Origin of the sequence: Microbacterium sp. 1262, assembly GCF_040544895.1 — a bacterium.
GTDB classification, from domain to species: domain Bacteria; phylum Actinomycetota; class Actinomycetes; order Actinomycetales; family Microbacteriaceae; genus Microbacterium; species Microbacterium plantarum.
On sequence record NZ_JBEPKU010000001.1, the window covers coordinates 478,896 to 503,802 of the forward strand.

Below are 24,907 nucleotides of genomic sequence, written 5' to 3' on the forward strand. Positions count from 1 at the left end.
CGGGGCGCGCCGGTCATGGCATAGAATGGTGAGCGGGGACATCGTCGGGTTCGACGCCGCAGCTCGCTGAAGCGAGTGCCCGTGGCCGACCGACGCGAACGCCCTTCGCTCGCATGACGCTCCGGTGTCCGTTCGAGCGGCACCTCGTACGTTTCCGTCACGACGGAACTCCGGCACTCAGGCTCAGGAGGAGCATGCCGACCATGGCCACCGCCGCAGCGACCGCCAACCGCCGACGGAGATCTTCGTCCGCCCGACGCGATGATGACGCGCCGCTGATCCCGATCTTGGCGCGCAAGGTGCGCGAGGTCGAGGCCAAGGCCCAGCGCGGAAAGCTCGGACCCACGAACCGCGTCAAGTTCCAGGTCATCGCCTTCTTGGTGCGCGAAGAGCGCGCGCGGGTGAAGGCCGACGAGAACGTCTCCACCGCCGCCCGGGCGGAGCTGCTCAAGCGGCTCGACGGCGTCGCCACGATCCTCGCGAAGACGGCCGCGCGCGACACGTCTCTCATCCAGCTGCTCGAGGTCGACCAGGCGACGTCGCCGGTGGCGAAGCGGATGCGGCGCGACTGGCTTCTCGAGTCGGGTGCCGAGCTGCCGGAGGACGAGCTCATCATCACCGATGCCGCTCCGGTTCAGGCGCCCGTCGTGCCCGCGGCTCTCGCCGACCGGCAGGTCACACCGCCGCAGGTGATCGCACGACGCGAGGCGAACCCCTTCCTCGCGCCCGACCTCGAGCTGCACGCGCCGCACGACACCCCGCGTCGGAGACTCGACGGCTGGGAGTTGATGGGGCCGCTCTACAAGGCGTTCGAGTCCGGCGCCGGCGGGGCGGCTGCCTCGATGGACCTGCCTCCCGTGCCGGAGTTCGACCGCCTGTCGCCCAAGGGTCTCGAGATCATGCCGCACCAGTCGCGGTTCCTCGAGTCGGTGCGAGCCGGTCACCGCTCGTTCCTGCTTGCCGACGAGCCGGGTCTCGGAAAGACGGCGCAGTCGGTGCTCGCAGCATCCGTCGCCGGCGCCTATCCGCTGCTGGCCGTCGTGCCGAACGTGGTCAAGATGAACTGGGCGCGCGAGGTCGAGCGCTGGACGCCGCAGCGACGCGCGACCGTGATCTCGGGCGACGGCGATCAGATCGACGCGTTCGCCGACGTCTTCATCGTCAATTACGAGGTGCTCGACCGCCACCTCTCGTGGCTCGGTTCGATCGGCCTGCGCGGCATGGTCGTCGACGAGGCGCACTTCATCAAGAACCTCAGCTCGCAGCGTTCGCAGAACGTGCTCGCCCTCGCGGGCCGCATTCGCGAGCAGGTGCGCGACCCGCTCATGCTGGCCCTCACCGGAACCCCGCTGATCAACGACGTCGAGGACTTCGACGCGATCTGGCGGTTCCTGGGGTGGACCAACGGCGAGAAGCCCGGCCCCGTGCTCATGGAGCGTCTGGACGAGACCGGCCTCACGCCGGCCGACAAGGCGTTCTATCCCGCTGCCCGCGACGCCGTCATCTCGATGGGCATCGTGCGCCGCAAGAAGAAGGACGTCGCCGCCGACCTTCCCGACAAGCTCATCGCCGACCTGCCCGTGCAGCTCGACGACGAGTACGGCCGGTCGATCCGCCAGGCCGAGCACGAGCTCGGCGAGCGTCTCGCCGCGCGGTACCGCCGGATCATCGAGGCGCGCGGCGACCGTGTGCTCATCGGCGAGGCCGACTCCGACATCGTGCGCCTCGTCGCGACGCAGGAGCTCGAGGAGTCGAAGGCCGCGGGCACCGGCGCCGAGAACGTCTTCACGATGGTCCGCCGCATCGGCCAGGCCAAGGCCGTGCTCGCCGCCGACTACGCGGCCCAGCTGCAGCGCTCCGTCGGCAAGGTCGTGTTCTTCGCCAAGCACATCGACGTCATGGATGCCGCTGAGGCCCACTTCGCGGCCGCCGGGCTGCGGACCGTGTCGCTGCGCGGCGATCAGAGCGCGACGGCACGCCAGGACGCGATCGACGCGTTCAACAACGATCCCGATGTCGCCATCGCGGTGTGCTCGCTGACGGCTGCCGGCGTCGGCGTGAACATGCAGGCAGCCTCGAACGTCGTCCTCGCCGAGCTGTCGTGGACGGCGGCCGAGCAGACGCAGGCGATCGACCGGGTGCACCGCATCGGTCAGGAGGAGCCCGTCACCGCGTGGCGGATCATCGCCGCTCACACGATCGACACGAAGATCGCCGAGCTCATCGACTCGAAGCAGGGTCTCGCGGCTCGGGCGCTCGATGGTGAGGCCGTCGACCCGACCTCGAGCGACTCGGTGCAGCTGTCGGCTCTCATGCACCTGCTGCGTCAGGCGCTCGGCGCGGACTGAGCCGTCCTCTCCGCTGTTCGTCGGTGGTCGGAGGGCGCGCCTGGTCGCATCCGCACGGGCCTCGCGAGTTCTCCCGGCGGGCTCGCCTGGCAGCACCCGCGCCGCGACGATAGTCTCGACCTGAGGCAGCGTCGCCACACTCCACCCTGAGCAACAACGAAGGATCTCCCCATGAAGATCGGCATCCTCACCAGCGGCGGCGACTGCCCCGGACTCAACGCTGTCATCCGAGGCGTCGTGCTCAAGGGCACCACCTCGTACAACATCGAGTTCGTCGGCATCCGCGACGGCTGGCGCGGCGTCGTCGACGGCGACTTCTTCCCCCTCACGCGCCACGAGGTGAAGGGCCTGTCGAAGGTCGGCGGAACCATTCTGGGTACGAGCCGCACCAACCCGTACGAAGGCCCCCGTGGCGGCGCCGAGAACATCGCGGCGACCCTCGACAAGCACCGCATCGACGGCATCATCGCCATCGGCGGCGAAGGCACGCTCGCTGCGGCCAACCGTCTCGCCAACGACGGCATCAACGTCCTCGGTGTGCCGAAGACTATCGACAACGACCTGAAGGCGACCGACTACTCGTTCGGCTTCGACACCGCCGTCAACATCGCGACCGACGCGATGGACCGCCTGCGCACGACCGGTGACTCGCACCAGCGCTGCATGGTGGCCGAGGTCATGGGCCGTCACGTCGGCTGGATCGCCCTGCACGCCGGCATCGCCGCCGGCGCCCACGTCATCTGCATCCCGGAGGTGCCGATGTCGATCGAGGAGATCACGGCGCAGGTGACCAAGGCGTTCGACCGTGGCCGCGCCCCGCTCGTCGTCGTGTCGGAGGGCTTCAAGCTGAAGGGTCAGGACGAGGCCTACAGCGACAAGGGCCTCGACGCGTTCAACCGTCCCCGTCTCGGTGGCATCAGCGAGGTGCTCGCTCCCGAGATCGAGCGCCTGACCGGCATCGAGACGCGCGCCACCGTGCTCGGTCACATCCAGCGCGGCGGCTCGCCGTCCGCGTTCGACCGTGTGCTGGCCACGCGCCTCGGGCTCGCGGCGGCCGACGCGCTCGTCGACGGTGCCTGGGGTCAGATGGTCTCGCTCAAGGGCACCGACATCGTCCGCGTCTCGTTCGACGAGGCCCTCGGCGAGCTGAACACCGTTCCGCTGTACCGCTACGAGGAGGCCGCCGCGCTGTTCGGCTGATCTCCGCGTCGCTTCGTCTCGGCCGCGTCCGCGGCAGGTTCCCCGCCTGCTCGTGACGCGGCCGTTTCGCTTCTCTCGGTTTCAGCGCACCCGCGCGCGCGCACGGATGACCGACCCCAGCGACGCGCGGAGCGGCTGGCCGAGGTAGATGCCGAGCGACGCGCCCACCGCCAGGGCGATGCCGACGGTCGCGGCTGCCGCGAGGGTGCTGAATCCGGTGAGCAGGGTCGCCGGGCTGTCACCCGACTCGACCACGCCGAGGAGCCCGCGGAACACCGCGGCACCGGGGACCATGGGCAGGATCGCCGCCGTCGTGATCGCGACAGACGGAACGTGCAGACGATAAGCGGCGAGAATGCCGACGAGGCTCCCGACGAACGCGCCGACGCCGCTCGCCGCCGCCGTCTCGAAGCCGAGCGAGGCCGCGGCCACGTATCCGAGCCACGCGACGATGCTGAGCGCGACGCTGACGACGATGATGCGGAGCCCGGCCCCGTTGATGACGGCGACGGCGAGGGCGATCAGACCTGCGCCGAGGAACTGCAGCGGCACGGGTCCGAGCGGCAGCGCCTCCGTCGGGGCCTCCAGGCCCAGCCCGATGACTCGCGCGGTCTCGATGCCGGCGAGGATGCCGAGCACGACGCCGAGAGTCTGCGTCACCAGCTCGAGGATGCGGCCCATCGCCGTCAGCGCGAAACCGTCGATGGCGTCCTGAGCCGCCCCGACCACGGTGAGGCCCGCCAGCATCAGCACGATGCCCGAGGCGACGATGACGGAGGGGCGCATGGTCATCGCGGCCTCCCACCCCGTCGCTCGAAGAAGCGGGGAGGCCGCGGCGACGATCGTGAGCACGAACGCCCCGGCGATCTGACTGAAGAAGAACGGCACGCGCGCCCGGCCCAGGAGGAACTGGGTCACCGCCGCCGACCCCGCGGCGAGGAACGACAGCACGATGACGAGCCAGTTCGCCCCGAACATCACCGCGACCCCGACCGCCAGCAGCGCCTGCGCGGCGACGGCGACGGGCTGCTGATACCGGAACGGTGTGCGACGGATGCCGCGGAAGCGCAGGGCCGCGGCATCCAGGGGGAGTCCCGACCGGATCTCGGCCACGAGCGCCTGCAACCGCTGCAGCCGTGCATGGTCGGGCGCGGCGCCGCGGACCACGCGCATGAGCGTGATCGGTCGGTCCTCGCCGCTGCGATGGTGCGCGACGGTGATCGAGTTGTACGTCACGTCGACGTGCACCGGGTCGAGGCCGTAGACCCCCGAGACCCGCACGATCGTGAGGGTCACTTCGCTGGCCGGCGAGCCCGCCACGAGCATCGTCTCGCCGAGTCGGATCGCCAGGTCGAGCACCCGCACCGCGAACGCGTCGTCGATCACCGGGAGCATCTCCGTCGCCGGGCCGCCGGCCGGATCGGAGGTGTGGACGAGCGCATTCAGCGCCGTGAAGAGCGAGCGGCGTCCCATGGGTTCCAGCCTAGGTCCGTGCGCCCGGGGCCTCGCTCCCGGACGGGTCGTCACATGGCGCTGCGCGCATGGGACGCTCCGTAAGATGGTCCGGTGGGCGCGGCATCCGGGCGCCCGTAGCAATCGCGCCGGCACCGGCATCCGGGAGTCCCACATGGCATTGATCGTGCAGAAGTACGGCGGGTCGTCCGTCGCCGACGCGGAGAGCATCAAGCGGGTCGCGAAGCGCATCGTCGACACCCGCCGCGCCGGTCATGACGTCGTCGTCGCGGTGAGCGCGATGGGCGACACCACCGATGAGCTGCTCGATCTCGCGAACGAGGTCGCACCGATCCCGGCTCCCCGCGAGCTCGACATGCTCCTGAGCTCGGGCGAGCGCATTTCGATGGCGCTCCTGGCGATGGCCATCCACTCGATGGGCTTCGAGGCGCGGTCGTTCACCGGCAGCCAGGCGGGCATGATCACGGATGCCACGCACGGTGCCGCGCGCATCGTCGACGTCACGCCCGTGCGGCTGCGCGAGGCCCTCGACGAGGGAGCGATCGTCATCGTCGCGGGGTTCCAGGGGTTCAACCGCGACACCCGCGACATCACGACGCTCGGCCGTGGCGGATCCGACACCACGGCCGTCGCGCTCGCCGCAGCGCTCTCGGCCGACGTCTGCGAGATCTACAGCGACGTCGACGGCATCTACACCGCCGACCCGCGCGTTGTGCCTAAGGCTCGCAAGCTCGGCGTCGTCTCGGCGGAGGAGATGCTCGAGCTCGCCGCGAACGGCGCCAAGGTCCTCTACATCCGTGCGGTGGAGTACGCCCGCCGTCACGGCGTCATGATCAACGCCCGGTCGACGTTCAGCTCGGGGTCCGGCACGTTCGTGCTCGGTCCCGGGATGACGCTGCCCGAAGGCCGAAAGGAAGAAGAGATGGAAGAGCCGATCGTCGCGGGCGTCGCCACCGACCTCAGCCAGGCCAAGATCACCGTCATCGGCGTGCCCGACGTCCCGGGCAAGGCTGCCGAGATCTTCAAGATCGTGGCGAAGTCGGGCGCGAACGTCGACATGATCGTCCAGAACGTCTCGGCGGCCACGACGGGTCGCACCGACATCTCGTTCACGCTGCCCAAGACGGATGCGACCGTCGCGCTCCGCGCCCTCGCGGGCGAGCAGAGCGAGGTCGGCTTCGAGAGCCTCGTGCACGACGATCAGATCGGAAAGCTCTCCGTCGTCGGTGCCGGGATGCGCACGCACTCGGGCGTCTCCGCGACGCTGTTCGAAGCGCTGTCGAACGCCGGGGTGAACCTCGAGATGATCTCGACCTCGGAGATCCGCATCTCCGTCGTCGTCCGCGGCGACGAGCTCGCCGAGGCGGCTCGCGTCGTGCACACGGCGTACGGGCTCGACGGCGACACCGAAGCGGTCGTCTACGCCGGCACCGGGCGCTGACGCCCCGCCGGCCGTCGACGCCCCGCCGACGCCGGGCAGGCGCGGCACCTGCGACAATCGAAAGCCGTCCCCGACCCGTCACCGAGGAGCCCCGCGTGCTGTACATCTCGACCCGAGGCGGCGCTGAGCCGCTGCCGTACTGCGACGCTCTCCTCGAGGGGCTCGCGACCGATGGCGGTCTCGCCGTGCCGCAAGAGATGCCCTCGGTCTCGCCCGAGACCCTGGAGCGCTGGCGTGCCCTGACCTACCCGCAGCTGGCCACCGAGGTCCTGGCGCTCTTCGCCACCGACATCGAGCGCGACGACCTCGCCCGCATGACCGAGGCCGCATACGCTCCCTTCCCCGATGCTGTCGTGCCGCTGCGGCGGATCGGTGGCGGGATCACGCTGGTCGGGCTCTCCGAGGGCCCCACGCTGGCCTTCAAGGATCTCGCGATGCAGTTCCTCGGTCAGGTCGTCGAGCACGCTCTCGCGCGCACGGGGTCCGTGCTCAACGTTCTCGGTGCGACCTCGGGCGACACCGGATCGGCCGCTGAGTACGCGCTGCGCGGCAAGGAGCGCATCGCCGTGTTCATGCTGTCGCCGCAGGGCCGCATGAGCCCGTTCCAGCGGGCGCAGATGTTCTCGCTCGACGAGCCGAACATCCACAACATAGCCATCGAGGGCGTTTTCGACGACTGCCAGAACCTGGTCAAGGAGCTCGCGGGCGACCTCGAGGTCAAGCGGTCGCTGCGCCTCGGCGCGGTCAACTCGATCAACCTCGCCCGCATCACGGCGCAGGTCGTCTATTACTTCTGGGCCTGGCTGCGCGCGACGGACGCCGACGGCCACGCCGAGGTCTCGATCACGGTGCCGTCCGGCAACTTCGGCAACATCCTCTCGGGGTTCTACGCGCGCGAGATGGGTCTGCCGATCCGCCGGCTCGTGCTGGCGGCGAACGAGAACAACGTGCTCGACGAGTTCTTCCGCACCGGCATCTACCGTCCGCGCTCCGCCGCGCAGACGTTGCAGACCTCGAGCCCGTCGATGGACATCTCCAAGGCCTCGAACCTCGAGCGCTTCATCTTCGAACTCGTCGGGCGAGACCCCGAGCGCGTCGTCGCGGCGTGGAAGGATCTCGAGTCGCAGGGTTTCGCGGACTTCTCCGCCGACCTCGCTCGCTTCACCGCCGAGTTCGGCATCGTCAGCGGAACGTCCACGCACGCCGACCGCCTCGCCACCATCCGCGCGGTCCACGAGGAAGCGGGCGAGATCATCGACCCGCACACCGCCGACGGAGTCACCGTTGCTCGCCAGTACATCGAGCCCGGCGAGGCCATGCTCGTCCTCGAGACCGCCAAGCCCGAGAAGTTCGCGGAGACCATCCGTGAAGCCATCGGGATCGACATGACCTACTCCGACGAGCTGCAGGCGATGCTCGATGCGCCGCAGCACGTCGTCGACCTGCCCGACGACGCCGCCGCGCTGACGGCCTTCATCCGCGAGCGCGCCCTGAGCTGATCCCGCTCGTCCGCAGTCGGCCCCGCCGCGGCGTGGCGGTGGCGATACACCTGCAGGACCGGTGGTGCTGGTGTCGCCTCCGCGTGACTCTGAGTGCGCGTGGGCACCACACATCCGACGGATGTATCGCGCCCGGCCAGGGGTTGAGCGTCAGCTCGCGGCGCGGAGCGCGACGATCGCGTCCCAGATTGCGCGCGCGACGGCGTCCTTCGGACCGGAGGCTTCGGCGACAACCGTGCCGCCGTGTCCGATGACGGCGACGGCGTTCTCGCCCGCACCGAAACCGGCGTCCCACCCGACCTCGTTCACGACGAGGAGGTCGACGCCCTTGCGGTCGCGTTTGCGTCGCGCGCGCTCCAGCAGGTCGTCGTCCCGGGTCTCGGCGGCGAACCCGACAACGGTCTGACCGTCGCGGCGAGCGGCGGCGAGCCCTGCGAGGATGTCGTCGTTCGGCACCAGCTCGATCGTCTCGAGCGGACCGTCCTCCTTCCGCAGCTTGTGCTCCGACACCCGAGCGGCGCGATAGTCGGCGACGGCTGCGACCATGATGACGATCTCTGCCGCGGCGGCGGCATCCGACATCGCCCCGCCGAGCTCAGCCGCGGTCTCGACATGCTGGACCGTGATGCGCGGGTGCGCGATGGCGGCGTCGAGAACGCCGGCGTCGACGGATGCCGCGACGAGCGTCACCGTGGCGCCGCGCCGCGCCGCCTCGACGGCGATCTCCGCGCCCTGACGACCGCTCGACCGGTTGCCGAGGAAGCGCACGGGGTCGAGCGGTTCGCGGGTGCCCCCGGTCGAGACCGCGACGTGCAGGCCGTCGAGGTCGGTCGGCGCGGGGGACACCAGCGCGAGAGCCGCCGCGACGATGTCCTCTGGCTCCGACATGCGGCCCGGGCCGCTGTCGCCGCCGGTCAGCGGGCCGTCCGCGGGCCCGACGAGCAGCACGCCGCGCTCGCGGAGCGTGGCGACGTTGGCGGCGGTCGCCGGGTGCCGCCACATCTCGGTGTGCATCGCAGGGGCGACCACGACGGGTGCCGTGGTGGCGAGGAGCGTCGTGCCCAGCAGGTCGGATGCCAGACCCGCGGCCATCGACGCGATCGTGTTGGCCGTCGCGGGCGCGACGATCACGAGGTCGGCGCTCTGCCCCAGGGCGACGTGCCGCACACGCGCGACGTCGTCGTGGACGGACGTCGTGACGGGGTTGCGGCTGATCGCCTCCCATGTCGTCAGGCCGATGAAGCGCAGCGAGTCCTCGGTGGGGATGACGTGGACGTCGTGCCCCTGCTGGACGAGCAGCCGTACGAGCTGGACGCTCTTGTAGGCGGCGATGCCACCGGTGACCCCGACTACGATGAACATGCCCCCGATCCTCCCACGGCCCCGGGCGGGGTGCGCGGATCGACCACCGGCCGCCGAGAGCGAGTGATCCCATGTGCACCGTCGTCATCCAGGTGCCCGCCGATCCGAGCCGGCCGGTTCGGCTGCTGGCCGTCCGCGACGAGGATCCGTCGCGTGCGTGGGACCCGATCGGTCCCTGGTGGCCCGACACGCACGCCGATGTCGTCGGCGTGCGCGACCGTCGCGCCGGCGGGGCCTGGCTCGCCGCCGACCCGGCCGCTCGCCGGCTGGCCGTCATCCTGAATCGAGCCGACGTGCTCCCGGATGGCGCGCCGGCGCTGTCGCGCGGCGGCATCGTCCTGGATGCGGTCGCGGGCTCGCCGCCGACGGGCGCCCCGCCCACGCACGGCTTCAATCTCGTCGACGTCTCGCCCGGTGGGGTCCGCGTCTCGATGTGGGATGCCGCGACCCTGCGGACGGTCGACCTCCGTCCCGGCACCCACATGATCGCCCACGACGACGTCGACGATCCGCGCACCGCCCGGATCCGTCGCTGGCTCGGCGAGTTCGCGGCGGCCGCGCCGGAGCTCGATCGCGCGGACGGCCTGCAGCCCTGGCTCGACGTGCTCCAGGACACCGCGGCCACCCCGGCCACCGACGACGCCGCGATCATCCGCGACAACCGTCCGTACGGCGTCCCGACCTTGTCGCTGCTCGTCTGCACCGCCTCCGTCGGCACTGGCGGGGTCGACCTCGCTTACGGCGCCCTCGACGTGCCGGGGGAGTGGAACCGCCCCGAGATGGCGTGAATCGCGCGGTCATCGGCCGTCACGTGCGTCGGACCCGCCCCGGTGCGCCGATAGAATCGCCGAAACCCGATCACGCTCCACGCAAGGAACCGCTATGACCCGCATCTCCGATTCCGGACTCTCCGTCGCCGTCGTCGGCGCCACTGGCCAGGTCGGAAAGGTCATGCGCGAGATTCTCGTCGAGCGGAACTTCCCGATCCGCGAACTGCGCTTGTTCGCCACCGCGCGCTCGGCGGGCACCTCGATCGAGTTCGCCGGGCACGATGTGATCATCGAGGACATCGCCACCGCAGACCCCGCCGGCATCGACATCGCGCTCTTCTCTGCGGGGGCGACCGGATCGCGCGCGCACGCGCCGCGCTTCGCAGAAGCGGGCGCCGTCGTCATCGACAACTCCAGCGCCTGGCGCATGGACCCCGAGGTTCCCCTCGTCGTCAGCGAGGTCAACCCCCACGCCACGGTTACCCCGCCGAAGGGCATCATCGCGAACCCGAACTGCACCACGATGGCCGCGATGCCGGTGCTGAAGGTGCTCGACACCGAGGCGGGGCTCGAGCGCCTCATCGTCTCGACCTATCAGGCGGTCTCGGGCTCGGGCCTCGCCGGCGCCGAAGAGCTGCTCGGCCAGGTCGAGGGGGTCCTCGCTCAGGGACACACGCTCGATCTCGTGCACGACGGCTCGGCGGTCGACTTCCCGCAGCCCGAGAAGTACATCGCCCCGATCGCGTTCGACGTCATCCCGTTCGCCGGCAACCTGGTGGACGACGGCGACAACGAGACCGATGAGGAGAAGAAACTCCGCAACGAGAGCCGCAAGATCCTCGAGCTGCCCGACCTGCGTGTCGCCGGCACCTGCGTGCGCGTCCCCGTGTTCACGGGTCACTCGCTGTCTATCCACGCCGAGTTCTCGCGCGACATCACGCCGGAGCGGGCGCGCGAGGTCCTGGCCGCGGCGCCCGGTGTCGTGCTCGAGGAGGTCCCGACGCCTCTGCAGGCAGCCGGCAACGACCCGAGCTACGTCGGCCGCATCCGCGCCGACCAGTCCGCGCCCGAGGGCAAGGGACTCGTGCTGTTCATCAGCAACGACAACCTCCGCAAGGGTGCCGCGCTGAACGCGGTGCAGATCGCGGAGATCGTCGCCGAGCGTCTCTGACGTCAAGGCGGGGCGGCGGGATGCCGCGCGCCGCCACCGGGATAGACTGGTGCATCGTGAGTGAAAAGGTCGACGTCGTCCTGATCGGCGGGGGCATCATGAGTGCCACGCTCGGTGTGCTGCTGAAGCAGCTCCAGCCCGATTGGAAGATCGAGGTGCACGAGCGCCTGTCGGATCTGGCGCAGGAGAGCTCGAACCCGTGGAACAACGCGGGCACGGGCCACGCCGCGCTGTGCGAGCTGAACTACACGCCCGAGGCGTCGGACGGCTCGGTAGATCCCGGCAAGGCGATCACGATCAACGAGCAGTTCCAGCAGAGCCGTCAGCTCTGGGCCTCGCTCATCGAGCGCGGCATCCTCGACGAGCCGTCGACGTTCATCAACGCGACGCCTCACATGACCTTCGTCCGCGGTGAGAAGGACGTCGCGTTCCTCAAGCGCCGCTACGAGGCGCTCAAGGACCAGCCCCTCTTCGCGGGCATCGAGTACTCGGAAGACTCGCGCGTCATCAACCAGTGGGCGCCGCTGCTGATGCAGGAGCGCCGCAAGGGCGAGCCGTTCGCGGCGACGCGCGTCCCCGCCGGCACGGATGTCGACTTCGGATCGCTCACCCGGCAGCTGTTCTCGCACCTGCAGGAGCAGGGCGTGGAGGTCATCACCGACCGTGAGGTGCGCACGCTGAGCCGCCAGAAGGACGGCTCGTGGCGGGTCTTCTGGCGCAATCGCCTCGGCAAGACCCCCGGGCACACCGACGCGCGCTTCGTCTTCGTCGGGGCCGGCGGCTGGGCGCTGAAGCTGCTGCAGAAGTCGGGTATCCCCGAGATCAAGGGCTACGGCGTCTTCCCGATCGGCGGGCAGTTCCTCAAGACCACGAACCCCGCCGTCGTCTCGCAGCACAAGGCCAAGGTGTACTCGCAGGCCTCGGTGGGTGCTCCGCCGATGTCGGTTCCCCACCTCGACACCCGCGTCGTCGACGGCGAGGCCTCGCTGCTGTTCGGACCGTTCGCGACGTTCAGCCCGAAGTTCCTCAAGAACGGCCGCATCACCGACATCGTGTCGCAGGTGCGCCCCCACAACCTGCTGCCGATGCTGAAGGTGGCCGTCGACAACCCGAGTCTCATCTCGTACCTCGTCGGCGAGCTGCTCAAGAACCACCGCAAGAAGGTGGAGTCGCTCCGCGTCTTCATGCCGACCGCGAAAGACGAGGACTGGGAGCTGATCCAGGCCGGTCAGCGTGCTCAGGTCATGAAGAAGGACCCGAAGAAGGGCGGCGTGCTGCAGTTCGGCACCGAGGTCGTGACCTCTGCCGACGGGTCGATCGCCGGTCTGCTGGGGGCCTCGCCGGGCGCCTCGACTGCGGCATCCATCATGCTCGGACTTCTCAAGACGTGCTTCCCCGACCGCATCGCGGGCTGGGAGCCCGAGCTGAAGAAGCTCATCCCGAGCTACGGGCAGCCGCTGAACCCGCGGGCGGATGCCGCTCGCGCGTCGATCGAGGCGACGGCCGAAGCGCTCTCGATCAATCCCTGACGGGCATGGCCAAGCTCTACTTCCGTTACGGAGCCATGAACTCCGGCAAGTCGACGGCTCTCCTGCAGGCGGCTTACAACTACGAGGAGCGCGGCCAGCACGTGCTGCTCGCGAAGCCCGAGATCGACACGAAGGGCGCCGGCCAGATCGCAAGCCGGCTGGGCGTCGAGCGAGACGTCGACTTCCTCGTCGGTGCGGACGACGACCTGCGGGCCGTCTTCGGCGTGCATCGTGAGCGCGTGCGCGCCGAGACGGGAGCGGATGTCGCCTGCCTCCTCATCGACGAAGCGCAGTTCCTGACGTCGGAGCAGGTCGACGATCTGCTGCGGACCGTGGTGGAGGAGAACGTCCCGGTGCTCGCCTACGGCATCCGCACCGATTTCCAGACCCGCGCCTTTCCCGGTTCGGCGCGTCTGATGGAGCTCGCGCACAGTCTCGAAGAGCTGAAGACGATCTGCCGCTGCGGGCGGAAGGCCCTCTTCAACGCACGTCTGGTCGGCGGACGCTTCGTGTTCGAAGGCGACCAGGTGGCGATCGACGAGCTCGCTCTCGACCGGGTGACGTACGAGTCGATGTGCGCTGAGTGCTATCTCCGCGAGTCGGGTGGTCGCCTCGCCTGAGGCATCCGGCGACTGATACGTTTCACGACGCGCCTGTCCAGGGCTTTGCGCGGTCAGACCACAAGATGTATCGTGGTCCGGCCACCAAGGAGAGGGGCGTCATGGCTGACGGAACCCCGGCGCGCGCCTGGCGCGTCGTATTGGAGAAGATCGAATCCGATCTTCTCGCCGGCAAGCTCGGTCCCGGCGACCGACTGCCGTCCGAGCGCGACCTCGTCGCGCAGCTCGGGGTCGGGCGATCCAGCGTGCGCGAAGCGCTCCGCGTGCTGGAGGTCATGGGCCTCATCCGCACCGCGACGGGATCGGGGCCGAGCGCGGGGGCCATCGTCGTGGCCCGCCCGACCGGCGGCATGCAGGCGCTCCTTCGGTTGCAGGTCGCCGCGCAGGGCTTCGCCATCTCGGATGTCGTGAACACGCGTCTCCTGCTCGAGGAGTGGGTCGCCGGTGAGCTGGCCGGCTCGTCCGACGTCGATCTCGAGCGGGCGCGCGAAGCGCTCCGTGCGATGGATGCCGCCGACCTCAGCCCCGCCGACTTCCTGGTACTCGATGCGCAGTTCCACGTCGCCTTGGCCGAGGCGTCGGGCAACGAAGTCGTGGCGGCGATGATGGCGGGCCTCCGATCGTCGATCGAGGACTACGTGCTCCAGGGTGCCGCGCGCATCCCGGATTGGGACAGCGCGGTGGACCGCCTGCGCGACGAGCACAACGCGATCGTGGCGGCGATCGACGAACAGCGGGTAGACGATGCCCGCACCGCCGTCCACGACCACATCACGGGGTACTACGCGTCCGCGAACCCCGTGCGCCCCGAATCCACCTGAACCCATCCGGTCCGACCCCGTCGGCCCCGCCGGAACTGAGGAGAGAATATGGTCACCCGACAGTTGCCCAAGATTCCCGAGCTGCTCGAACTGATGCAGTTCAAGGCCCCCGATCTCAATGGACGCCGCCGCCGACTCACGTCGGCCCTGACGATCGATGATCTGCGGACCATCGCGAAGCGCCGCACGCCCAAGGCGGCGTTCGACTACACCGACGGTGCGGCGGAGGGCGAGATCTCGCTCGCGCGAGCACGGCAGGCGTTCCAGGACATCGAGTTCCACCCCGACATCCTGCGTCCGGCGGAATCGGTCGACATGTCGACCGAGATCCTCGGCGGGCGCTCGGCGTTGCCGTTCGGAATCGCCCCGACCGGATTCACCCGGTTGATGCAGACGGAAGGCGAGAGCGCGGGGGCATCCGCCGCGGGCGCGGCCGGCATCCCGTTCACCCTCTCGACGCTCGGGACGACGTCGATCGAGGGCGTCCGGGCGGCCAACCCGCACGGACGCAACTGGTTCCAGCTCTACGTCATGCGCGATCGTGAGATCTCATATGGTCTCGTCAAGCGGGCGGCCGAGGCGGGCTTCGACACTCTCATGTTCACCGTGGACACCCCGGTTGCGGGAGCGCGCCTGCGTGACAAGCGCAACGGGTTCTCCATCCCGCCCGCGCTGACCGTCGGGACGATCGTCAACGCCATCCCGCGCCCCTGGTGGTGGATCGACTTCCTCACGACGCCCAAGCTCGAGTTCGCGTCGCTCACGACCACCGGCGGCACCGTCGGCGAACTCCTCAACGCCGCGATGGACCCGACCATCAGCTACGACGACCTCGAGGTCATCCGCAGCATGTGGCCCGGGAAGATCGTCATCAAGGGCGTGCAGAACGTCGAGGACTCCAAGCGGCTCATCGACCTCGGAGTCGATGGCATCGTGCTCTCGAACCACGGCGGCCGCCAGCTCGACCGCGCCCCCGTGCCGTTCCACCTCCTGCCGCAGGTCGTGCGCGAGGTCGGGAAGGACGCCACGGTCATGGTCGACACCGGCATCATGAACGGTGCCGACATCGTTGCCTCCATCGCGCAGGGCGCGAAGTTCACTCTGATCGGACGCGCTTACCTCTACGGGCTGATGGCGGGCGGCCGTCAGGGCGTGGACCGGACCATCGCGATCCTGCGCAGCGAGATCGAGCGCACGATGCAGCTGCTCGGCGTCTCGAGCCTAGAGGAGCTCGAGCCGCGTCACGTCACGCAGCTGCAGCGGCTCGTGCCGATCACAGGCTCAGCTCCGCGTCGCGCCGCCACGCGGGCCAAGACGGCGTCGCGAGCCTGACGACGGGACGCGAAGCAACGGGCCCCGGTGCCGGCAGTCGTCAGGCTGCTCGGCCCGGGGCCCGAATGCGTGGCGCGGTGTCGCCCGCGTCAGTGGGTCAGCGCAGCGGAAGCGTGGGGATGAGCTGGTCGAGGAAGTCGGCGGTCTCTTCCCAGCCCTCGACCGCGTGGCAGGCCACGCCCATCGCGAGCACCGGATAGTCGTTGCCGTTCTCGTCGAGACGGTCGCCGACGAACAGGATGTCGTCCTGCGGGATGCCGCTCTGCTCGATCAGGCGCGTCATGCCGTAGGCCTTGTCGATGCCGCGCTCGGTGATGTCGACCGACGTCGAGCCGCCCGCGCGCACCTCGAGGTCGGGGATGCGGTCTGCCACCGCCGCTCGCAGCGCATTCTTCTTCTCGCCGGAGGGATCCCACGCCATCTTCGCGTCGACGGGAGCTTGCTGGCCCAGCGCGGAGAACGTGATCTGAGACCCACGGTCCTCGAGGATGGGGCCCCAGGTCTCGCTCTCCCACAGGCCGAGCCGACGCGCCTCTTCCTCGACCGCGGCGAGGGCGCGGGACTTCTGGTCATCGGTCAGCGAGCGGGCGTAGACCGTCTCGATGCCGGCGGGGGAGAGGCGGTAGTACTGCGTTCCACAGGTCGGCAGCAGGTGGAAGTGCGACAGCAGGTCTGCATCCGTCTCGGGCAGCTGGTCGACGACCTGCGCGGTGAACTGCGCGAGCTGTCCGCCGGAGATGATCGCGACCTCGACGCGGGCCGCAAGATCGAGCAGCTGGCGCCCGATACGCGGGTTGATGGCGCTCTTCGAGGGAGCGAGGGTGTCGTCGAGGTCGAAGGCGACCAGTCGGGGGATGGGCATCCGTGCTCCGTTCTCCGGTGGCATGAAAGAGGCCCCGCCTTGCGGCGGAGCCTCTTCGCTGTCGGGGTGACAGGATTTGAACCTGCGGCCTCGTCGTCCCGAACGACGCGCGCTACCAAGCTGCGCCACACCCCGTGGCAACCCTCCAAGCTTACCCCGATCCGGCTCGGAAGACGAATCGGCTCACGCCCGAGCGCGGAGGACCAGCACGGAGGCCTCGGGGCGGCACCCGAAACGCACCGGCGCATAGATGGAGTGACCGAGGCCCGCGCTCACATTGAGTGGGACACGGTCCGCACCCCATGAGCTCAGGCCGCGCGCCTGATCGAGCGGAATATCGCAGTTGGCGACGAGGGCGCGCGAGGCGAAGGGGATGCGGACCTGCCCGCCGTGAGTGTGGCCGCCGAAGACCATGTCCGCCCCCAGATCCACGAAACGGTCGAGCACGCGGCGATACGGGGCGTGGGTGACGCCCAGGGTCAGGTCGGCGCTTCTGCGGCCTTGCAGGGCCGCCAGAGCGCCCGGCAGCACGTCGAGGTCGTCCCAGTCGCGGTGCGCGTCGTCGACCCCGACGCCGTCGATTCGCATGCCGGCCACGCGCACGGCAGCGGCGGCGTTGTCGAGCTCGGACCAGCCGAGGTCGTCGGCGAAGAACGAGTCCATCGCCGCGGTGTCGATTTTCGGCGCCGCTTTGGCGTGACGCGAGGGGCCCGTGAAGTAGCGCAGCGGGTTCCGCGCGCTCGGCTCGAACACGTCGTTCGACCCGTGGACGAAGAAGCCCGGCACGCCGCGGAGGGGAGCAAAGGCGCGGCGGATGCCGGCGAGGCCGCGGGCATGGCCGAGGTTGTCGCCCGTGTTGATGACCAGGTCCGGCTGCGTCGTCTCGGCCAGCTCTGCGATCCACCGCTGCTTGCGCTGCTGCCACGGCGCCATGTGGGCGTCGGAGAGGTGCAGCACGGTGATGCTGGGGCTGCCCTCGGGCAGCACGTGGACTTCGTGGCGACGGACGGTGAACAGATGGCGCTCGATGCCCACCCCCCAGACGACCGCACCGCCGGCGCCCAGGGCGCCGGCGGTGGCGATCGTGGAGAGCGTCCTGCGGACGCCTGCCATCAGCAGTTCTTCGCGGTGTACTCGATGGTGATCTGCGTCCCGCGGCCGACCGCCTCGCCTGCGGCAGGGCTGGTGCCCGTCACCGTCGGCTGCGGCGGGTCGTCCTTCTCGGTACACGCCGTTGTCACGCTCGTGAAGCCGGCGGCTCGCAGTTGGCGCTCGGCCTCCTGCGGGTTGCCCGTCACCGGCGGCACCGTGGCGCCCTGACCGTTGCTCGGTGTGATCGTGATGGTCGCGCCGCCCGCGGCGCGACCCGCGCCCGGATCCTGCGACACGATCCGGCCTTCGGGCTCGGTCGAGTCGGTGGGCTCGGCGACGTTCACCGAGAAGCCGGCCGCCTCGAGGATGCCGCGCGCCTCATCGACGTTCTGACCGACGACGTTCGGGAGCTCCGTGAGGGTGTTCTTCGTGAGGTTCGTGTCCGGGGTCGGGAACCGATCGCCGCCGAACTTGGCGTTCGCCGCTCCCTGCATCTTCGGCCAGATCGCGTTTCGGATCTGATCGAGTCGCCAGCCGTTGACGCGGTACTCGTTGAGCTTCGCGAAGCCGTCGACGTTGCCGACCCAGACCACGGTGGCCACCTTGGTGCTCGCACCGTCCATCCAGGTGTGCTCGTACTCGTGGATACCGGTCTTGCCGAACACCGGCACGCCGTCGAAGATGCGGGCGCCCTGGCCCGTCGCGTTCATGACGCCTTCGAGCGCGAAAGCGGCAGTGGCGGCGACGTTGGCGGAGATGGCCTGGTCGCAACTCGTCTGCGGCGTGATGTCGGTGCCGTCGGACTTGACCGCACGGTCGATGACCTTCGGCTCGCACCGCGTGCCTCCACCGGCAATCGCCGCGTAGGCCTCCGCCATGTCGATGGGTGCCACCGCCGCGGATCCCAGCACATCATAGGGGTTGTTGTTGACGTCCAGCGGGTCGCCGTTGGACTGCATGACGCCCATCTTCATCGCGACCTGGTTGGTCGAGCACACCGAGATGCGCTCGGCCATCGCGAGGAAGCCCGAGTTCAGCGAGTCTTCGGTGAACTTCTTGATCGTGCCCGAGTAGCCGTTGCTGCTCTGGAAGTTGCCGATCTCGTTCGGGCGGCCGCTGTTGCCGGTGCGGACGTTCTGGGTGGCGCCGTCGCAGCTCGTCAGCACGCGCTTGTTCCCGACACGGCCGTTGATCACTTCGTTCACGGAGTGCCCCTGCTCGAGCCAGTTGATGAGGCTGAACACCTTGTAGGTCGAGCCCGCGGAGTGACCACCGCCGCCGTCCTGGTTGCGCACGTTGTAGTTGACCGGGGTCACCGTGCCGGCGTCGTCTCCGGTGGGCGCGAACGGGCGATTCTGCACCATCGAGAGCACGCGGCCGGTGCCGACCTCGACCTGGACGCCAGAGGCGCCGAGGTTCAGACGGTCGTCGGTCGCGGGCACGACGGACATCGCGTCGAGCGCGGCATCCTGGAGCTGCGGGTCGAGAGTGGTGTAGATCTTCATGCCGCCGCGGCGCAGGTTCTGTTGGCGCTCCTCGAGCGACTCGCCGAAGGCCGGGTCGTCGAGGACGATGTTGCGGACGTACTCGCAGAAGAACTCGGCGCCGGCGGCGAGCTGGCAGCCCTGCGGGCGCTCCTGGATGTTCGGGGTGATCGGCTCCGCGACAGCGGCATCCCGCTCTTCCTGCGTGATCTTGCCATCCGAGAACATGCGGTTGAGCACGTAGATCTGACGGTCCTTCGTCAGCTCGTAGCCGTTGGCGGCGCCGTTCGACTCGCTGTCGGGTCGATCCAGACGGTACGTGTTCGGCTCCTGCACCATGCCGGCGATCGCAGCCGCCTGGCCGATCGTGAGCTGCGAGGCGGGCACGCCGAAGTAGTACTGCGACGCCGCGCCGATGCCGTAGACGGTGCCGCCGAAATGCGCGATGTTCAGGTAGCCGAGGAGGATCTCGTTCTTCGGATACCGCTTCTCGAGCTGGATCGCGTACCGCATCTCCTGCAGCTTGCGCTCGATGCCGTCGGTGCCGGAGGAGACGGTGGTCGAGCGGAAGCACGCCTCGACCTCGTCCTGCGACTTCGCTTCCTTCTCGCACGCCTGCTGCAGCACGTTCTTGACGTACTGCTGGGTGATCGACGAGCCACCGCGGGTGTCGCCACCGCGCAGGTTGCCGAACACCGCGCTCGCCGTGCCGAGGAGGTCGACGCCGCCGTGCGTGTAGTAGTTCTTGTCCTCGCTCGACGTGATGGCGTCGAACATGACCGGCGCGACCTCATCCCACGTGACGGGAATGCGGTTCTGGTCGTAGAACTGCGTCATGAGGACGTCGTTGCCGTCGCTGTCCTTGCGGTAGAACTCGGTCGGCAGCATGAGCTCGTCGACTTCGAGGTAGCTCGGCATCTTGTCGAAGACGTCGATGGCGCTGCTCGCCGCGTAACCCGACACGGCGATGGCGGGGGTTACGGTAGCCGTGACGAGGATCCCGGCCACAGCGCTCAGGCCGACCAGGCCGGCGAGACCGCCGAGCACACCGGTGGCCGTGCGTTTCTTGTGAGGCATAGGGTGATCGTAAGCGAGATACCTGGGCATCCGCCTCAGGACCACCCCTTGCGCGCGTGCCTCCGCGCATGCCGGCGCGCGAGCGAAAGCCACAGATCGGAGCCCCGATGACGACGTGGGAGTACCTCACCACGCCCCTGCTGATCCACAACACCGCGGCGATCCTCAACAACTGGGGCAAGCAGGGCTGGGAGCTCGTGCAGGTCGTTCCTGGACCCGAGGGCGGGCTCGTCGCCTACTTCAAGCGTCCCGTGGGCGGGGGAGCAGCCAACGCCGGTCTCGGGGCGGCCCACCAGGCGGCCCAGCAGTTCGAGGGCACGGGCGCATGAGCGTCTCGGCGCGTCTGGCCGAGCTCGGCATCCAGCTTCCGCCCGTCGTCCCGCCCGTCGCCGCCTACATCCCCGCGACTGAGCACGACGGTCTCGTCTACACCTCCGGGCAGCTGCCCATGGTCGACGGCTCGCTGCCCGCGACCGGCAAGGTCGGCGAGGGCGACGGTCACGTCGCCGCCGACGCGGCCAAGCAACTCGCGCGTCAGTGCGCGCTCAACGCCATCGCCGCCGCGGCGGATGTGGCCGGCGGTGTTGACAACCTCGCTCGGGTCGTGAAGGTGACCGGGTTCGTGGCGTCCGTCCCCGAGTTCACGGGACAGCCCGGTGTCATCAACGGTGCGAGCGAGGTGCTGGGCGAGATCTTCGGCGACGCCGGTCGTCACGCGCGGTCGGCGGTCGGGGTGCCCGTGCTCCCGCTCGACTCGCCCGTCGAGGTCGAGGTCGTCTTCGCCCTGGTCTGATCCTCGCGCTCTCCGCCCACCGCGAACCTCGGCCGGAACACCGCCCGTGCGGTCGCTCGCGGCTCTACGCTCTGGTGTGGACCACGCGGAAGGGCGGTAGGGATGCAGGGACTCGAGGTCACGGTTCTTCTGGGCATCGCCCTTCTGGTCGGAACCGTCCTGGCGCCGCGGCTGCGCGTCGCGACGCCGCTGGTGCTGCTCGTGATCGGTCTGCTGCTCGGGTTCGTGCCCGAGCTGCGGGCGATAGAGCTGCCGCCGGAGACGGTGCTGCTGCTCTTCCTGCCGGTGCTGCTGTTCCGCGAGGCGTGGACGACGTCGCTCCGCTCAGTCCGCCGGTCGCTGCGCTACATCGTGCCGATGAGCACCCTGCTCGTCGTCGCCTCGGCGTTCGCCGTCGCGGCGGTCGCGACTTGGCTGGGGGTGCCGTGGGAGGCCGCGCTCGTGCTCGGGGCGGCCGTGGCGCCGCCCGACGCCACCGCGGTGGCCGCGCTCGGCCGGCTGCTGCCCGCCCGCACCTTCATGAAGCTCAAGGCGGAGAGCCTCACGAACGACGGCACCGCCCTCGTCCTCTACGCCATCGCGGTCTCGCTCCTGCTCGGCGACCAGGTCAGCGCCCTCTCGATCACGGGCATGGTGCTCCTCTCGTACCTCGGCGGCGCTGCGGCCGGCATCGCCGTCGCGGCCCTCGCCTTCCTCGCGCTGCGGCGGATGCAGTCGACTCTGACGATCAACCTGACGCTGCTGCTCGTCCCGTTCGTCGCGTTCCTCATCGCCGAGCTGATTGAGGCGTCCGGCGTGCTCGCGGTGGTCTTCGCGGGGCTCATCGTCGCCTGGGTGTCGCCGCGCATCACGACTGCCATGTCGCGCCGTGCCGCCGATGCCACCTGGCCGTTCGGGGTGTACCTGCTCAACGGAGCGCTGTTCGTGCTCATCGGCCTCGAGGTCCAGCTGGTGCTGCATGAGATCTCGCCGTCGGAGATCGGCATCCTGCTTCTCGTCACTCTTGCGGCGTGGGTCGCCCTCTTCGTCGTGCGCTACCTGTTCCAGTGGCTGTTCTCGCCCTTCTCGCGCCCGGCGGCCGGGTCGAGCAGATCGCTGCGTCATCGCTCGCGGGTCGTCAGCACGGTGTCGGGGTTCCGCGGCGCCGTGTCGCTCGCCATCGCGCTGTCGGTGCCGATCACGACGGCTTCAGGGGAGCCGGTCGAGGGACGCGATTCGATCGTGTTCGTCACCGCGGGGGTCATCGTGCTCACGCTGCTCGTGCAGGGGCCGTTGCTGCCCGTCGTCATCCGGTGGGCGAAGCTCCCCGCCGACGACGCGGCGATCGAGGAGTACGAGCTCGCGCAACGCGCGATCTCGGGCGCCGCTCTCGCAGCACTCGACGACCTCGCGGCGGAGCACGGGGTCAGCGATCGTGTCCGCGACCGTGCCCGGCACGAGGGCTACGAACGCCTCGAGCTCGCCAACGCCCGCGCCGTCGCGCGCCAGCGGGCGGCGGAGGAACGCGACCCGGATGCCGACATCGACGACGACTCGTCCGACGAGGATGCGTCGCGCATGGGCCCCGTGCCGCCGGGACCGTCGGACGGGGACGGGCATCGGCCCGCGCCGCAGCTCGAGATGCTCGCCGTGAGCGACGACATCGACTTGACGCAGCGCTCGCCGCTCATCCGGCACCGGGAGGCGACGCGGCTGCGGCTGGCGATGCTCGATCGCAAGCGCGAGGTGCTGCTGCGCCTGCGGCGTGACGGCACGATCGACGACCTCGTGGCACGCCGCATCCTCGCCGACCTCGACATCGAGGAGATCCGGGCCCGCGGGCTCGATCGCGACGCCGAGTGACGCGATCGAGCCCGCGCGCGGGCTACTTCAGCTGTGCGCTGATGACCGACATCACCGCGGTGTCGGCGAGTGTCGTGGTGTCGCCGACCTCCCGGCCCTCGGCGACATCCCGCAGCAGTCGTCGCATGATCTTGCCCGAGCGGGTCTTCGGCAACTCGCCGACGATGTAGACGTCGCGGGGCCGTGCGATGGGTCCGATCTGCTCGCCGACCCACTGCCGGAGCGACGTCGCGAGACCGTCGGGGGAGTGCGCGTCGAGGTAGCTCTGCTTGATGATGACGAACGCCACGACGGCCTGGCCCGTGGTCTCGTCCGAGGCTCCGACGACCGCAGCCTCGGCGGTGGACTCGTGGGCGACGAGCGCGGATTCGATCTCGGTCGTCGACAGGCGGTGGCCCGAGACGTTCATGACGTCGTCGACGCGGCCCATGAGCCAGATGTCGCCGTCGTCGTCGAGCCGGGCGCCGTCGCCGGCGAAGTAGTAGCCCTGCTTCTGGAACTTCTCCCAATACGTCTCGACGAAGCGGTCGGGGTCGCCCCAGATGCCGCGCAGCATGCTCGGCCAGGGCTCGGTGATGACGAGCAGCCCGCCGTTGCCCTCGCCCACGCGGTTGCCCTCCTCGTCGACCACATCGATCGAGATGCCGGGCAGCGCGACCTGCGCCGATCCGGGCTTGGTCTCGGTAACCCCCGGCAGCGCGGAGATCATGATCGCGCCGGTCTCGGTCTGCCACCACGTGTCGACGATGGGCGCCTTCTTGCCGCCGATGACCTTGCGGTACCACATCCACGCCTCGGGGTTGATGGGCTCACCCACCGAGCCGAGCAGGCGGATGCTCGACAGGTCGTACTCCGCCGGAACCTGTCGGCCGACCTTCATGAACGAGCGGATCGCGGTGGGGGCGGTGTAGTAGATCGTCACGCCGTACTTCTGGATGATCTCCCACGAGCGGCCCGAGTGGGGCGTGTCGGGAGTTCCCTCGTAGAGCACCTGCGTCGCGCCGTTGGCGAGCGGGCCGTACGTGACGTAGCTGTGGCCGGTGACCCACCCGATGTCGGCGGTGCACCAGTAGACGTCCGTCTCCGCGTGCAGGTCGTGCACGACGCGGTTGGTGAACGCGGCCTGCGTCAGGTATCCGCCGGAGGTGTGCAGGATGCCCTTCGGCTTTCCCGTCGTGCCCGAGGTGTACAGGATGAACAGCGGATTCTCGGCGGGGAACGCCTGCGCCTCGTGATCGGGGGATGCCGCGGGCACGACGTCGTGCCACCACAGGTCGCGCTCCTCGTTCCACTCGATGTCGTTGCCGCCGCGCCGTACGACGATGACGTGCTCGACCGTGAGCTGCGGACCTGCGCCCCGGTCGGCCAGCGCCTGGTCGACGGCGGGCTTGAGCGGCGAGACCTTGCCCTTGCGATAGCCGCCGTCGGCGGTGATGACGAGCTTGGCTCCGGCGTCGTCGATGCGGGTCCGCAGGCTGTCGGCGGAGAACCCGCCGAACACGACCGAGTGCACGGCGCCGACGCGGGCGACGGCGAGCATCGCGGCGACGGCCTCGGGGATCATCGGCATGTAAATCGCGACGCGGTCGCCCTTCTCGATCCCGAGCTCGGTCAGGACGTTGGCGAGGCGCTTCACCTCGTCGGTGAGCTCGCCGTAGGTCACGGCGCGGTCATCGCCCGGCTCGCCCTCCCACAGCAGTGCGACGCGGTCACCGAGGCCGGCCTCGACGTGACGGTCGAGGCAGTTGTACGCGACGTTCAGCTCTCCGTCGGCGAACCACTCCGCGAACGGGGGATTCGACCAGTCGAGCACCTGGGTGAAGGGCTTGTGCCAGTGGAGCTCCCGGGCCTGGTCGGCCCAGAATCCCTCGCGGTCGGCCGCGGCGCGCTCGTAGAGCTCGGCGGTGCCGACGGCGGATGCGGCGAACTCGGGCGACGGCGCGAACCGTCGGGTCTCGGTCAGCAGGTGGTCGATCTGGCTGCTCATACGGCACGCTCCTTCGCGGTCGATGGCGCCGCGCGCGGGCGGCGTGCGGTCAATCTAGACCGCGGCGAGATCAGGAGACTACCGCCGATAGTGGGTGGTCATGCCGACGGTGGCGCGGGGGTGCGGTGATTGGGTCGCAGCCGGTTCGACAGCGTAAGCTGATCCCGGCTGCGACATCGTTCGCGCCCGTGGCGGCCCGACCTA

General features: G+C 69.6%; 19 protein-coding genes and 1 tRNA gene. 13 read left to right on the forward strand and 7 right to left on the reverse strand.

Translation table 11 applies throughout. From position 1 onward, the window contains the following. Window positions 1-194: 194 nt before the first annotated feature. Complete coding sequence (locus ABIC53_RS02230; protein WP_112617215.1) at window positions 195-2,348, forward strand: DEAD/DEAH box helicase; 2,154 nt, start codon at window positions 195-197, stop codon at window positions 2,346-2,348. A gap of 171 nt (window positions 2,349-2,519) precedes the next feature. Further along, window positions 2,520-3,548, forward strand: a complete 1,029-nt coding sequence (locus tag ABIC53_RS02235; RefSeq protein ID WP_023955073.1) for a 6-phosphofructokinase — start codon at window positions 2,520-2,522, stop codon at window positions 3,546-3,548. Window positions 3,549-3,629: 81 nt separating this feature from the next. Here the strand turns inward: ABIC53_RS02235 and ABIC53_RS02240 are convergent, their stop codons facing one another. Continuing rightward, window positions 3,630-5,021, reverse strand: coding sequence for a threonine/serine exporter family protein (locus ABIC53_RS02240; protein WP_282501279.1), 1,392 nt, complete (start codon window positions 5,019-5,021; stop codon window positions 3,630-3,632). A gap of 154 nt (window positions 5,022-5,175) precedes the next feature. Between ABIC53_RS02240 and ABIC53_RS02245 the strand changes: the two genes are divergently transcribed. Further along, on the forward strand, window positions 5,176-6,462 hold the full coding sequence (locus tag ABIC53_RS02245; protein WP_112617213.1) for an aspartate kinase: 1,287 nt from the start codon (window positions 5,176-5,178) through the stop codon (window positions 6,460-6,462). Window positions 6,463-6,557: 95 nt separating this feature from the next. Continuing rightward, on the forward strand, window positions 6,558-7,961 hold the full coding sequence (gene thrC / locus ABIC53_RS02250; protein WP_282501278.1) for a threonine synthase: 1,404 nt from the start codon (window positions 6,558-6,560) through the stop codon (window positions 7,959-7,961). A 150-nt stretch (window positions 7,962-8,111) separates the two neighbouring features. Here the strand turns inward: thrC and coaBC are convergent, their stop codons facing one another. Beyond that, the gene (coaBC, locus tag ABIC53_RS02255; protein WP_274178747.1) at window positions 8,112-9,323 is read right to left on the reverse strand and encodes a bifunctional phosphopantothenoylcysteine decarboxylase/phosphopantothenate--cysteine ligase CoaBC; all 1,212 of its coding nucleotides are present in this window, start codon (window positions 9,321-9,323) and stop codon (window positions 8,112-8,114) included. Between the two features lie 71 nt (window positions 9,324-9,394). On the opposite strand from coaBC, the gene ABIC53_RS02260 reads away from it, so the two are divergent. The 6 genes from ABIC53_RS02260 (at window position 9,395) to ABIC53_RS02285 (ending at window position 15,566) form a co-directional block, all read left to right on the forward strand. After that, window positions 9,395-10,111: an NRDE family protein gene (locus tag ABIC53_RS02260; protein ID WP_274178746.1), complete on the forward strand. Its 717-nt coding sequence runs from the start codon at window positions 9,395-9,397 to the stop codon at window positions 10,109-10,111. A 94-nt stretch (window positions 10,112-10,205) separates the two neighbouring features. Further along, window positions 10,206-11,264 (forward strand): aspartate-semialdehyde dehydrogenase, encoded by a 1,059-nt coding sequence (locus ABIC53_RS02265; RefSeq protein ID WP_274178745.1) that lies wholly within the window; start codon window positions 10,206-10,208, stop codon window positions 11,262-11,264. Window positions 11,265-11,284: 20 nt separating this feature from the next. Next, window positions 11,285-12,793: a malate:quinone oxidoreductase gene (locus ABIC53_RS02270; protein WP_181574220.1), complete on the forward strand. Its 1,509-nt coding sequence runs from the start codon at window positions 11,285-11,287 to the stop codon at window positions 12,791-12,793. 5 nt (window positions 12,794-12,798) lie between these two features. Continuing rightward, on the forward strand, window positions 12,799-13,413 hold the full coding sequence (locus tag ABIC53_RS02275) for a thymidine kinase (RefSeq protein ID WP_274178744.1): 615 nt from the start codon (window positions 12,799-12,801) through the stop codon (window positions 13,411-13,413). A 101-nt stretch (window positions 13,414-13,514) separates the two neighbouring features. Next, window positions 13,515-14,234, forward strand: a complete 720-nt coding sequence (locus ABIC53_RS02280; RefSeq protein ID WP_274178743.1) for a FadR/GntR family transcriptional regulator — start codon at window positions 13,515-13,517, stop codon at window positions 14,232-14,234. A 48-nt stretch (window positions 14,235-14,282) separates the two neighbouring features. Next, a complete protein-coding gene (locus ABIC53_RS02285) occupies window positions 14,283-15,566 on the forward strand; it encodes an alpha-hydroxy acid oxidase (RefSeq protein ID WP_112617206.1) in 1,284 nt (427 codons plus the stop codon). Window positions 15,567-15,663: 97 nt separating this feature from the next. Here ABIC53_RS02285 and ABIC53_RS02290 read toward each other — a convergent pair whose 3' ends face one another. From ABIC53_RS02290 to ABIC53_RS02305, 4 genes are all read right to left on the reverse strand, one after another. Beyond that, a complete protein-coding gene (locus ABIC53_RS02290; protein WP_274178742.1) occupies window positions 15,664-16,428 on the reverse strand; it encodes an HAD-IIB family hydrolase in 765 nt (254 codons plus the stop codon). A 61-nt stretch (window positions 16,429-16,489) separates the two neighbouring features. Further along, window positions 16,490-16,563: transfer RNA gene (locus tag ABIC53_RS02295), tRNA-Pro, on the reverse strand. A 48-nt stretch (window positions 16,564-16,611) separates the two neighbouring features. Continuing rightward, entirely contained in the window at window positions 16,612-17,541 is a 930-nt protein-coding gene (locus ABIC53_RS02300; protein WP_274178741.1) for a metallophosphoesterase, read from the reverse strand. Then, complete coding sequence (locus ABIC53_RS02305; RefSeq protein WP_354450177.1) at window positions 17,541-20,081, reverse strand: transglycosylase domain-containing protein; 2,541 nt, start codon at window positions 20,079-20,081, stop codon at window positions 17,541-17,543. Before ABIC53_RS02305 ends, ABIC53_RS02300 begins: the two co-directional genes overlap by 1 nt. Window positions 20,082-20,188: 107 nt before the next feature. On the opposite strand from ABIC53_RS02305, the gene sp36 reads away from it, so the two are divergent. The 3 genes from sp36 (at window position 20,189) to ABIC53_RS02320 (ending at window position 22,716) form a co-directional block, all read left to right on the forward strand. Next, window positions 20,189-20,410, forward strand: a complete 222-nt coding sequence (gene sp36 / locus ABIC53_RS02310) for a Sp36 family protein (protein ID WP_094261190.1) — start codon at window positions 20,189-20,191, stop codon at window positions 20,408-20,410. Beyond that, window positions 20,407-20,874, forward strand: a complete 468-nt coding sequence (locus tag ABIC53_RS02315; protein WP_354450179.1) for a RidA family protein — start codon at window positions 20,407-20,409, stop codon at window positions 20,872-20,874. The genes sp36 and ABIC53_RS02315 overlap by 4 nt, the downstream gene beginning before the upstream one ends. 102 nt (window positions 20,875-20,976) lie before the next feature. Continuing rightward, window positions 20,977-22,716, forward strand: coding sequence for a Na+/H+ antiporter (locus ABIC53_RS02320; RefSeq protein ID WP_114588411.1), 1,740 nt, complete (start codon window positions 20,977-20,979; stop codon window positions 22,714-22,716). A 22-nt stretch (window positions 22,717-22,738) separates the two neighbouring features. Here the strand turns inward: ABIC53_RS02320 and acs are convergent, their stop codons facing one another. Continuing rightward, window positions 22,739-24,703, reverse strand: coding sequence for an acetate--CoA ligase (gene acs, locus ABIC53_RS02325; protein WP_354450181.1), 1,965 nt, complete (start codon window positions 24,701-24,703; stop codon window positions 22,739-22,741). Between the last annotated feature and the right edge of the window lie 204 nt (window positions 24,704-24,907).

Coding starts and splice junctions, on each gene's coding strand:
- ABIC53_RS02320 (WP_114588411.1), top strand. CDS start 20,977: ATGCAGGGACTCGAGGTCACGGTTCTTCTGGGCATCGCCCTTCTGGTC.
- ABIC53_RS02280 (WP_274178743.1), top strand. CDS start 13,515: ATGGCTGACGGAACCCCGGCGCGCGCCTGGCGCGTCGTATTGGAGAAG.
- ABIC53_RS02290 (WP_274178742.1), bottom strand. CDS start 16,428: ATGCCCATCCCCCGACTGGTCGCCTTCGACCTCGACGACACCCTCGCT.
- ABIC53_RS02245 (WP_112617213.1), top strand. CDS start 5,176: ATGGCATTGATCGTGCAGAAGTACGGCGGGTCGTCCGTCGCCGACGCG.
- ABIC53_RS02260 (WP_274178746.1), top strand. CDS start 9,395: ATGTGCACCGTCGTCATCCAGGTGCCCGCCGATCCGAGCCGGCCGGTT.
- ABIC53_RS02265 (WP_274178745.1), top strand. CDS start 10,206: ATGACCCGCATCTCCGATTCCGGACTCTCCGTCGCCGTCGTCGGCGCC.
- ABIC53_RS02240 (WP_282501279.1), bottom strand. CDS start 5,021: ATGGGACGCCGCTCGCTCTTCACGGCGCTGAATGCGCTCGTCCACACC.
- ABIC53_RS02300 (WP_274178741.1), bottom strand. CDS start 17,541: ATGGCAGGCGTCCGCAGGACGCTCTCCACGATCGCCACCGCCGGCGCC.
- sp36 (WP_094261190.1), top strand. CDS start 20,189: ATGACGACGTGGGAGTACCTCACCACGCCCCTGCTGATCCACAACACC.
- ABIC53_RS02270 (WP_181574220.1), top strand. CDS start 11,285: ATGCCGCGCGCCGCCACCGGGATAGACTGGTGCATCGTGAGTGAAAAG.
- ABIC53_RS02315 (WP_354450179.1), top strand. CDS start 20,407: ATGAGCGTCTCGGCGCGTCTGGCCGAGCTCGGCATCCAGCTTCCGCCC.
- ABIC53_RS02305 (WP_354450177.1), bottom strand. CDS start 20,081: ATGCCTCACAAGAAACGCACGGCCACCGGTGTGCTCGGCGGTCTCGCC.
- ABIC53_RS02285 (WP_112617206.1), top strand. CDS start 14,283: ATGGTCACCCGACAGTTGCCCAAGATTCCCGAGCTGCTCGAACTGATG.
- ABIC53_RS02230 (WP_112617215.1), top strand. CDS start 195: ATGCCGACCATGGCCACCGCCGCAGCGACCGCCAACCGCCGACGGAGA.
- ABIC53_RS02235 (WP_023955073.1), top strand. CDS start 2,520: ATGAAGATCGGCATCCTCACCAGCGGCGGCGACTGCCCCGGACTCAAC.
- acs (WP_354450181.1), bottom strand. CDS start 24,703: ATGAGCAGCCAGATCGACCACCTGCTGACCGAGACCCGACGGTTCGCG.
- ABIC53_RS02275 (WP_274178744.1), top strand. CDS start 12,799: ATGGCCAAGCTCTACTTCCGTTACGGAGCCATGAACTCCGGCAAGTCG.
- coaBC (WP_274178747.1), bottom strand. CDS start 9,323: ATGTTCATCGTAGTCGGGGTCACCGGTGGCATCGCCGCCTACAAGAGC.